Genomic DNA, 510 nt, shown 5'->3' with positions numbered 1-510 from the left:
ATCGGGCGGGCGTTTTTCAACGGGGATGACGGGTCGCCGGGGTATGGGGCGTCGCGGGATCAGGTGCTGGCGGCGTTGGCGGACATGGTGAATCTGTTGCGGGCCACTGGTGGGATGTTGATCGTTTCTGGTCATACGTATGCGTTGGCTGAGGATGCGAGCACGGTGGGGTCGGTGTTGCCGGTGGGGGCGGATCGGGGGGCGTTGGCGCGGGCGCGTCCGTATCGGTTGCCGGAGGTGACGCAGGGGTTCGCGCGTTCGGATCCTGAGCCGTCGGAGTTGCGGCGGATCTGGGCGTTCGCGGAGACGTTGGTGGGGGGGTGTCCGTGGCCGGATGGCAGTTTTGAGGGTTTGGGGGTGCTGGCGCGGGAGTGGCGGTGGGCGGCGTATCAGGTGCGGTTGGTGGCGGGTGAGGTCGCTGGTCATGCGCGGGCGGTGACCGATAACAATTCCGGTGAGGCCAGGGATCGGTTCAAGTCGTTTGCGGAGGCGTTGCAGGGGGGTGGTGAG

Annotated in this window: 1 protein-coding gene; it reads left to right on the top strand. The window is 67.1% G+C overall.

What is annotated here, in order from left to right; genetic code table 11:
- Positions 1-63 precede the first annotated feature (63 nt).
- The coding region (locus ABEA10_RS50750; protein ID WP_345475914.1) for a hypothetical protein at positions 64-510 on the top strand (447 nt) is incomplete at its 3' end.

It is taken from the genome of Actinoallomurus oryzae (assembly GCF_039541955.1).
Classification (GTDB): Bacteria; Actinomycetota; Actinomycetes; order Streptosporangiales; family Streptosporangiaceae; genus Actinoallomurus; species Actinoallomurus oryzae.
The sequence above is the reverse complement of the archived record's forward strand: the minus strand, read 5'-3'. Positions and strand labels throughout refer to the sequence as shown.